Raw genomic sequence first — 9818 nt, 5'->3', positions numbered from 1 at the left:
GTTAGTTATTTATGAATCAGGCTCGTTTGTCTTTGCCTGTGAATTCACTTTACAATGCTTTACATTTTTTTATCAAGTTTTATTACTTCAGTAAAGCTGATATCAGTCATGAGTTTTGCTTATTTAAGGGTTAAATATTAAGTGTTTGCGGGTGTTCCAAATACATTGAACACAAAATTTAGATATGTTTACTCTGGTGTTAGCGCCCAAAAGATAAAATAGAAAGGAACAATGTTGTTATCGACTCTGAATAGAGAGTTGATATTAATTACTACCAACAATTAGGAGGGAAGGTGTGACATGACAATTACTCTAAATCACACCATAGTGCCCGTACATGACAAAGAAGCATCGGCGAGGTTCTTTGCCAGAATTTTTGGTTTAGAGGTTGAGGTTCCCGTTGGTCACTTCGCTGCTGTGCATATAAATGATGAACTGACGCTTGACTTCGCCGATGCTGAAGCGTTTGAGTCGCATCATTATGCGTTCCATGTCAGTGACGAGGAATTTGATGCAATTTTTGCACGCATCAAAGAGGCGGGTATTGAATACAGTAGCGACCCTATGCATCAGAATAAAGGGCAAATTAACCACCGGAATGAAGGTCGTGGCTTCTATTTTTATGACCCCAATGGTCATAACTTAGAACTGTTGACTAAATAATTCGTAATTCATAAGGGACTTGTAAAAAATAAATAATCCCAAAGTACATGGAGACAGGAAGGGGCGCAAGTCCTTGCACCCCTTCGTTCGCGGAGTGTCCCGCAGCGATGGGATGTTTTTTTAACTGGAAGTCCCTAATTCATAATTCGTAATTCGTAATGGGCTACGCCCCGCTACGCCCCGCTACGCCCCGCTACGCTAACGTAATTCGTAATTAAGAGGGTACAAGCCTGCACTGATAGCCTAGAGGTAGCGAGTGTGTGTACCCTTGCGAGGAAGCAAGCTACGAGCAGCATCTCATAGAAAGCGTTATAATTACTAATTATTTTGACCGTTAATAGATATTTGACATCAAGTCAATGCATTACTTCTTTACTAAAAAATATGCTGTAGCATACTCCGGCAATTGACCGATATTTTGCCTAAATTCTTTTTGACTCTTAAAAATACCTGCTAAAAAATCGAGTTGATAAAGATTGGGTAAAAATGCTCCGCCTGTATCAGCCATAACTCCCATTTGCAGATGTTTGCGACCGCCTTTAGTATGCTCAATAATAATCACTTTACCTAAACCAATATTCAAAACATCTCCAGCAAAGGTTACTCCTGGTTTAATGGAAATTTTTGCATCTATTTTATATCCATAGCCTTTAATGGCATCAACCTCTCTAAAATACCAATAACGCTTTTGTGCTGTTGCCTTTAAGCCGCGAATATAAGACATTCCATTATTTCTATCTACATTAAAAAATGCCCTATAACCATCTGTAAAGTTAATCAGGATTGTTCCTTGCATTAACGCTTCTTCTAAGCCAGTTCTGGTTAGATAAGCGAGACTTTTAACTTTTCCAAATTCTTTACCACCTGGTTCGTAAATACCCGACAAAACATCCTGTTTGGTATATTTGGTATAAAAAGTATTGTTATTAGAGCTATCCTTTAGGCTATAAATTGGTGTATTAAAAGTAGAGGTTTTCTTGCGAGAACCGGGGTGAGTAAATACAGCATATTTGGTAATTCGTAATTGTTTTTGTTTCTTATTTTTGGGGTTATAGGCAGTCCATTTGATAACTCGAAAATTGGAATTGATAAATTTAGGGTCTTGTAAACGAGTAGCTCGCTTATTAGCAATATCCTCCTTTAAAACGGCAATCATAAAATCTAAAGTCTTGAGAACATCTTGCACAGTAACACCTTGAGTAGTGAGTATTCCTGTACGCAGAATATCTGGGTCTTGTGAACTATAATCTTGAAAATATTTTCTCGTATTAACGAGAACAGTTAATAAATCTCCTTGATTAAAATTAACCTTACTACTTGGCAGTTTGACTGGAGTAACAACCTGGTTGCCATTAATGCTAAATTTATATTTTTTGAACTCATCGATAATTGGATAGGGTGCAGATGCTGCTAACAAATCCTGTTGAGATGAAAAAGCATTTTCTTTACCTGTAATCTCAGCAGATGTTTGTTGAGGGATTAAAGGATTTTGAAACCCTGAGGTAAGTTGATCAGGAATTTGATTTGATGTGAAGGAAATCTGTGATTCAAGTGGGGCAAAATTTTCTTGCTGAGTAAAGGAATTATCTTGTTGAGCTAGCTGTTTAGTTTTTGACTGAGTATATACATCACTACTGGCTAAACTTACAAGCAATAAGACAGCACAACCTAGTGTGAAGCGAAATTTTTGGCTGGATAAGATATTCATAACTTGGAAAATCAATTTTTAATGCTAAATAATCAACATTATGTTTCTATAACCTCACGCACTAACTGCGCCAACTTTTCGGCACTATCAGGAACTGCGATCGCTTTGGCTTTTTCCCCCATCTTTGCTAATTCTTGCGGTGACTGCAATAAATTCAACACATTACTTTGCAATACTTCAGTCGTCAACTCCGATTGCTTTAAGGTTAATGCTGCACCAGCTTTTGTAAATACGTCTGCATTGTAAGATTGATGGTCTTCTGCGGCAAAGGGATAAGGAATTAAAATCGCTGGGGTTCCACATACTGCCAATTCTGTCAAGCTACCTGCGCCAGAACGACTAATAGCAAGAGTTGCCCGTTGCAACAACGCTGCCATATTGTTGTAAAAAGGTAAGGATATGTACTGTGGATGTTTGAGACTATCTGCTTCTGGATCGCGATCGCCAGTTAAATGTACTACATAAGCACCAGCATCAAACCAAGCATTTGCAGATTCACGCACCAACTTATTAACTGCAACTGCACCCTGGCTACCACCAAAGACGACAATCAAGGGAACACTCTCAGGAATGGCTAAATCCAATGGTGCATCAATTGCCCCATCGAGAAATTGCGCTCTTACAGGAGTGCCAACGCAGACATTTTTGGCACGGGGCAAATACTTAGCAGCTACTTCAAATCCCAAGGCTACCGCACTACACCAAGGGCCAAAGAAGCGAGTTACTTTACCTGGTAAAGCGTTAGATTCGTGGAAAACCACGGGTAAACCTAGGGAACGCGCCGCAATGACGGCTGGCCCAGCAATGTAACCCCCTGTGGTAAATACCCCTTGAAAATTTCCCTGTTTAAGAATTCGTCTGACTTCTATAATCGAACCAGCGAGTTTACCCAAGGTACGAATCGAGGAGAAGCCAAACCCTTGCTGAAACCCTTCAACTGCAATAGTATTCAAGGGATACTCTTTAGGGACAAGTTGAGTTTCTAGCCGATTGGGTACTCCCAGCCATTCTATTTGATAATCTGGCAGTTTTTGTGCCAGTGCGATCGCTGGAAACAAGTGTCCACCAGTCCCACTGGCAGCTATTAATAATCGTATCGGTGCGTTTGCCATCAAACCTCTACCGTTTAGCGTCTAGCTTAACTAAGATAAAACAATTTCCTTACTTTCTCTAATCAAATCAGTAAACTCTTACCAATGACTAACATTATTACCGCCTTAGTGAGACGACAAATCAGATTTCCAGCGAATATCTGGCTGGTTTTGTTTCTGCTAACCCTTGGTTTAACAAGTGGTTGGCAACCCACTCAAGCGACGACACCACAGCAATTATCCCAAACCACTACACCCCAAAATGCACCAGCCAATCTGAAAAATCTGCTAACACAAGTTGATGCCGCCGCCAGCCGAGGCGATGTCAAAGGGGTGTTGCAATTTTACAGCCCTACTTTCACTCATGGGGATGGATTAAACCTCCAAACCTTGGAAAAGTCTTTGATTTCACTTTGGCAACGATATCCCAAATTGCAATACAGTACAAAACTGCTATCTTCAAAACCTGAGGGCAATGCGATTATTGCCGAAACAGAAACGAAGATAACTGGCTTACCCTCCGCTAAAAGTAATAATTCCGCTCTCAATGCCACGATTAAATCGCGTCAGCGCATTGAAAATGGCAAAATCACCCGCCAAGACATTTTGTCAGAACGCACCCAACTTACCTCTGGCAGCAAGCCGCCCCAAATTGATATTAAATTACCAGAGAAGGTGCAAGTTGGTCAGAAGTATAATTTTGATGCCATCGTCCAAGAGCCACTTGGTGATGATTTTCTACTAGGAACGGCGCTAGAGGAACCCATCCAACCAGATAAATTTCTCAACCCTACATCCGTGGATTTAGAATTACTAACATCTGGTGGACTTTTCAAAACGGGGCAAGCACCATCTACCCCTGGTAGCCAATGGGTTTCTGCTGTCATCCTGCGGGGTAATGGGATGACGATGGTAACTCAGCGCTTGCAAGTGGTGAAGAAGTAGTTAAGAGTTAAGAGAGACGCGATTAATCGCGTCTGTACAAGAGTTAGGAGAGACGCGATTAATCGCGTCTGTACAGGAGTTAGGAGTTATAGACGACTGATGATAAATTATGAACTATGAAACTTGTACTAATTCATAATTCATAACTATTAACTCCTCACTCCTAACTATCCTAATGACTTCCCTACAAAATCAAATCATTTTGATTACTGGTGCAAGTAGTGGTATTGGTACTGCTTGTGCGAGAATCTTCGCTGGTGCGGGTGCAAAACTGATCTTAGCAGCACGACGGTTAGAACGTTTGCAGCAGCTAGCAGATACTCTCATTAAAGAATTTGGTATTGAAATTCATTTATTACAGCTAGATGTGCGCGATCGCAACGCTGTTGAATCTGCCATTTCTACTCTACCCTCTGCCTGGTCTGAAATTGACATTCTCATTAATAATGCTGGTCTAAGTCGCGGTTTAGACAAGTTGCACGAAGGCAGCTTTCAAGACTGGGAAGACATGATTGATACTAACGTTAAGGGTTTACTTTACCTTTCCCGTTATGTCGTTCCTGGAATGGTGAGTCGCGATCGCGGTCATGTGGTAAATTTAGGTTCCATTGCGGGACATCAAACCTATCCCGGTGGCAATGTCTACTGTGCTACCAAAGCTGCTGTGAGAGCAATTTCTGAAGGTTTAAAACAAGACCTATTGGGAACGCGGGTACGTGTAACTTCCGTTGACCCTGGTATGGTGGAAACGGAATTTAGCGAGGTGCGCTTTCACGGAGATGCTGAACGCGCCAACAAAGTCTATCAGGGAGTTACACCCCTGACAGCAGATGATGTGGCTGATGTGATATTTTTCTGTGTGACGCGATCGCCCCATGTCAATATTAATGAAGTTGTGCTGATGCCTGTTGACCAAGCTAGCGCTACCCTAGTTAACCGACGAACATAAAAAGATTAATTTGTTAACATTCTCACGACTATTGAAAATTTGGCTTTGCTCATTTTCAAAAAAAAACCGTTGGTTAGGTTTGGTAAGTATCGATGTTACCAAAAATACTTTTCAAACATCTTCTAATAAAAATGCCCAAAACTCCAAAGTTAATCCTTCAAAGCTCTTTAGTTTTGAAGGATTAACGTCTTTCCAATCGCCCCACCCATTTACAGCGTTGCTACAAGTTCTTGCAAGCGATCGCGTCCATCGCGGAAAACAGGCCAACCATCCCCTACCAGCACTGCTTCTACCCGACTTAATTGAGCTAACCTCTGCACAGAAGCAACAGCCTCCTCTCGATTCAGTAGCTTGTCATCTGGTAAAATCGTCAAGCTACCTGCTTTACGTGCCCGGACTAAATCCCCTGTAATTAAAGTTGTCTCCTCCAGTAACAGAGCTAATTCACCGGGAGTTTTCGAGCCGTGGAGTTCAATCACCTCCAGTCCTGGCACAAATTCTTCACCGTCAGACAGCCAGCGATCGCAAGGTATAGGAAAAGTATCTTTTTCTGCCACAGGGCCAGCAATTTTAGCATAGGTTTGATCGGCAATTTCTTTACTTGCCCTGATATGCTCAGAATTTGTCAGCACAATCCAAACCACACCACCGAGGGATTTCAGATGATTCCAATCATGGTTTGATAGGGCTACTGGGTCAATCAAGATGTTGCCATCTGGGCGAATCCAGGCAATCCCATTGAAATCAATATTTCTTGCCGGATTGAAATTAGACCAGCTATACAGATCGGGACGGTGCAAAGATTTCATGATGATTCTGGATCAGTACCTTCAATAATTGACTATTAATCTCAATAATTCAGTATATAGATAATAAGGTTCTATTCCCTCTGGATCTGGAATTTGAGTATACTACGATAAATCTATCGATATTATGGTTTATATTGGGTTTACAGAAATTTACGCATAACCGCAATACGGAGGTATAGGGGTGAGTGAGATTCTGCGCCAAAAAATATCAGCGAAGGCAGACCAGTTTACAGAGTCGGTGATTCGAGAAATGACGCGGGTTGCACTGCAATACAGTGCGGTGAATTTTGCGCAGGGGTTCCCTGATTTTCCCTGTCCCTTGGAGTTGAAACAGGCTGCTTATGAGGCAATAGAAGCAGATGTTAATCAGTATGCCATTACTTGGGGCGATGTCTGGCGACAAGCCGCTTCTCTACGATAGGCTTCGCCAACGCGTCTACGCCTATTTCGTCATGCGATCGCCAACAAAGTCCGTTGGTATCTCGGCTTAGATATAGACCCCGAAACCCAAATCACCTTTACCGGTGGTTCCACAGAAGCAATGGCATCTGTGATGCTAGCAACAGTCGATGATCAGATTTTGTTTTAGCAAAAGACCTGAGACATTACAAACAGCGATCGCTTACTCAAACTGCAATCAACTCTACAACCAACATTTTAAGATTCATTTATTTTCTTACATTCCCAAAGAGTAGAACGTGAAGAGAATAAAAAAATTGTTTTAAAAATCATTTAGGACTTCTATATGGCTACTTATGAAAACATTTTGCAAGCAATTGGTAGAACTCCATTAGTCAGACTAAACAAAATTACCGAAGGTATTCACTCAAGTATTTATGCCAAAGTAGAATATCTCAATCCTGGCGGGAGTACTAAAGATAGAATTGCTCTCACCATGATTGAAGCCGCAGAAAAAACAGGTCAACTGCAACCAGGTGGCACGATTATTGAAGCTACCGCAGGTAATACTGGTGTGGGACTGGCATTAATTGCAGCAGTAAAGAAGTATCGCTGTATTTTCGTCATGCCTGATAAAATGAGCCAGGATAAAATCAACCTACTCAAAGCTTATGGTGCAGAAGTAGTTGTTACTCCCACATCTGTACCGCCTGACTCGCCAGAAAGTTATAACGGTGTAGCTGAAAGACTCGCCAAAGAAATACCGGGAGCCTATAGACCAAATCAATTTGAAAACCCGAATAATCCTTTAGCACATTACTTAACTACAGGCCCAGAAATCTGGTCAGATAGTAATGGTAAAATAGATGTTTTTGTTGCAGGTATGGGCACAGGTGGTACAATTTCAGGAGTTGCTAAATATCTGAAAGAGCAAAATCCAAATATAATAATTGTTGGTGCAGATCCAGAGGGTTCAATCCTTTCTGGTGACACCCCCAAATCTTACAAAGTTGAGGGAATTGGTGAAGACTTTATTCCCAAAACATTTAATCGTCAATTAGTCGATGAAATGGTTCGGGTTAGCGATAAAGAATCTTTTAATATGGCTCGTCGCCTAGCACGAGAAGAAGGATTATTAGTAGGAGGTTCCTGTGGTACAGCAGTAGTCGCAGCGCTCAAGTATGCAGCCAGATTAACAGAGCCAAAGTATATTGTAACCCTATTACCAGATACGGGAAGAAACTACATTAATAAGATCTATTCCGACGCCTGGATGCAGGAAAATGGTTTTTGGGAAGGTACAACAGTAAAAAGTATCAAAATTGGTGAAATTCTTGCTCAAAAAACAGATTTTCCTTCTCTAGTTGCTGTTAGTCCCCGTGATACCTTGAGTAAAGCCACAAACTACCTACAAAAGCTGAATATTTCACAGCTACCCGTGATTGATAATAAGCATGTAGTAGGAAGCGTCAATGAAGCCTCTTTAATGAAATTTCTCCATGATGGCATCAACTTTTCTAATCAGGAAGTTTCGGCAGTTATGGGAAAACCACTGCCGATTCTCGATGAAGAAGTAGATATTTCTGAAGCTTATCGAGTGCTGTTATCAGGAAGCACCGGGATTATTATTAAGCGGCATGATGTTCCTATTGGCTTAATTACCAGAGCCGATTTAATCAGATATTGGATTAGTCAAAACCAAGAATAATTAAGAGGAAATTATGGAATTTGAGACTAGAGCAATTCATGAGGGTCAGCAATCAGACCCACAAACAGGTGCTGTTATTGTCCCCATTTATTTGACTTCTACTTATGAACAAGAAGCCATAGGTAAACACAAAGGATATGAATATTCTCGCACGGGAAACCCCACCCGCACAGCATTAGAAGAGGCTTTAGCTTCTATTGAAAATGGGAAATTTGGTTTGGCATTTGCCTCTGGCTTGGCTGCAACTACCACAGTATTAAGCCTACTCAAAAATGGCGATCATATTGTTGCTGGTGATGATTTGTATGGTGGAACTTATCGGTTGCTAGAAAAAGTTGTAAAAAATTGGGGTGTTACAACTAGCTATGTAGATATTGATAACATCGCTGATTTTGAAACTGCCATTCAACCAAATACTAAGCTGATTTGGATTGAAACCCCTACTAACCCTCTGTTAAAAATTATTGATATTGCCGCACTAGCAAATATTGCCCGTAGAAATAATATTATCTTAGTAGTTGATAATACTTTTGCTAGTCCTTATTTTCAAACACCGTTAGATTTAGGTGCTGACATTGTGGTTCACAGCACTACCAAATATCTAGGGGGACATAGCGATATTATTGGTGGCGCAGTTATCACATCTAACGAGCAACTATACACCGAACTGAAGTTTTATCAAAATGCGATCGGGGCGATTCCTAGTCCTTTTGATAGCTGGTTGGTGCTGCGAGGAATTAAAACTCTGGCTGTGAGAATGCGAGAACATGAAAAAAACGCTTTATTTTTAGCTGAATTTTTAGAAAAGCATCCCAAAATCGAGCGTATTTATTATCCAGGGTTATCCAGTCATGAACAGCATCAATTAGCAAAAGAGCAAATGTCTGGCTTTGGGGGGATGATTAGTTTGGAATTAAAGGGCGGTTTTGCCGAGGTTGAAAGATTCGCTTCCCGACTCAAGTTATTTTTGCTGGCTGAAAGTTTAGGCGGTGTGGAATCACTACTTTGCTATCCTACGAAAATGACCCACGGTTCTCTACCAGAAGCGGAACGACTTCAGCGGGGAATAAAGGATAATTTAGTCCGTCTTTCGGTAGGAATTGAACATCAGCAAGATTTGCAAGCTGATTTAGAAAATGCTCTAGCTTGAAAATTGGTATTGGGCATGGGGTATGGAGAAAACCGATTTTTATTACGCGTTGTAAGCTTGATTTCTCTTAATTAAGTATAGGGTTTGTTACCCCTACCCTCAGAGGTAATTTTGTTTTATGTAGGGTCTAAAATCCTATTAGGAATTACAAGTTTTTAAGTGTGCCTATCTTTCAATTAACATAAGTTAATAAACCCTGGATGAATATAAGTTTACAAATGCTTTGTTTAGGCATTTGTTAAAAAACATTACATTATTTTTGATCCATATTTAACTATAACTTTTGATCCCCAATGGAAAGTTGACTTACTTAAGAAAACCCCACTTTGAAATGGGTGTTTCTAATCCTTAATGCATAGCAATACTCAAAAAAACAACACCAAACTAGTGTAGATT

The 9818-nt window shown here is 40.6% G+C and carries 9 protein-coding genes; 6 read left to right on the top strand and 3 right to left on the bottom strand.

What is annotated here, in order from left to right; all coding sequences use genetic code 11:
- The first annotated feature begins 300 nt into the window (after positions 1-300).
- Positions 301-663 (top strand): VOC family protein, encoded by a 363-nt coding sequence (locus H6G92_RS31560; RefSeq protein WP_190899840.1) that lies wholly within the window; start codon positions 301-303, stop codon positions 661-663.
- A gap of 364 nt (positions 664-1027) precedes the next feature.
- Here H6G92_RS31560 and H6G92_RS31555 read toward each other — a convergent pair whose 3' ends face one another.
- Together H6G92_RS31555 and murG are read right to left on the bottom strand one after the other, a co-directional pair.
- Positions 1028-2371 (bottom strand): hypothetical protein, encoded by a 1344-nt coding sequence (locus H6G92_RS31555; protein WP_190899838.1) that lies wholly within the window; start codon positions 2369-2371, stop codon positions 1028-1030.
- 38 nt (positions 2372-2409) lie between these two features.
- Positions 2410-3483 (bottom strand): undecaprenyldiphospho-muramoylpentapeptide beta-N-acetylglucosaminyltransferase, encoded by a 1074-nt coding sequence (gene murG / locus H6G92_RS31550; RefSeq protein WP_190899836.1) that lies wholly within the window; start codon positions 3481-3483, stop codon positions 2410-2412.
- Positions 3484-3567: 84 nt separating this feature from the next.
- On the opposite strand from murG, the gene H6G92_RS31545 reads away from it, so the two are divergent.
- Both H6G92_RS31545 and H6G92_RS31540 read left to right on the top strand, forming a co-directional pair.
- Positions 3568-4407, top strand: coding sequence for a nuclear transport factor 2 family protein (locus H6G92_RS31545; RefSeq protein WP_190899834.1), 840 nt, complete (start codon positions 3568-3570; stop codon positions 4405-4407).
- 175 nt (positions 4408-4582) lie between these two features.
- Positions 4583-5356, top strand: a complete 774-nt coding sequence (locus H6G92_RS31540; RefSeq protein ID WP_190899832.1) for an SDR family oxidoreductase — start codon at positions 4583-4585, stop codon at positions 5354-5356.
- Positions 5357-5565: 209 nt separating this feature from the next.
- On the opposite strand, the gene H6G92_RS31535 is transcribed toward H6G92_RS31540, so the two are convergent.
- Complete coding sequence (locus H6G92_RS31535; RefSeq protein ID WP_190899830.1) at positions 5566-6165, bottom strand: MBL fold metallo-hydrolase; 600 nt, start codon at positions 6163-6165, stop codon at positions 5566-5568.
- A gap of 181 nt (positions 6166-6346) precedes the next feature.
- Here H6G92_RS31535 and H6G92_RS39830 point away from each other — a divergent pair, with 181 nt between their 5' ends.
- The 3 genes from H6G92_RS39830 to H6G92_RS31520 all read left to right on the top strand — a co-directional run bounded on the left by H6G92_RS39830 (position 6347) and on the right by H6G92_RS31520 (position 9422).
- Positions 6347-6586: a hypothetical protein gene (locus tag H6G92_RS39830; protein ID WP_242059380.1), complete on the top strand. Its 240-nt coding sequence runs from the start codon at positions 6347-6349 to the stop codon at positions 6584-6586.
- 324 nt (positions 6587-6910) lie between these two features.
- Entirely contained in the window at positions 6911-8272 is a 1362-nt protein-coding gene (locus H6G92_RS31525; protein ID WP_190899827.1) for a cystathionine beta-synthase, read from the top strand.
- 13 nt (positions 8273-8285) lie between these two features.
- Positions 8286-9422, top strand: a complete 1137-nt coding sequence (locus tag H6G92_RS31520; RefSeq protein WP_190899825.1) for a cystathionine gamma-synthase — start codon at positions 8286-8288, stop codon at positions 9420-9422.
- Positions 9423-9818: the final 396 nt, after the last annotated feature.

Origin of the sequence: Nostoc foliaceum FACHB-393 (genome assembly GCF_014698505.1) — a bacterium.
Classification (GTDB): Bacteria; Cyanobacteriota; Cyanobacteriia; order Cyanobacteriales; family Nostocaceae; genus Nostoc; species Nostoc foliaceum_A.
This window is presented reverse-complemented; position numbering and strand designations above follow the sequence as displayed.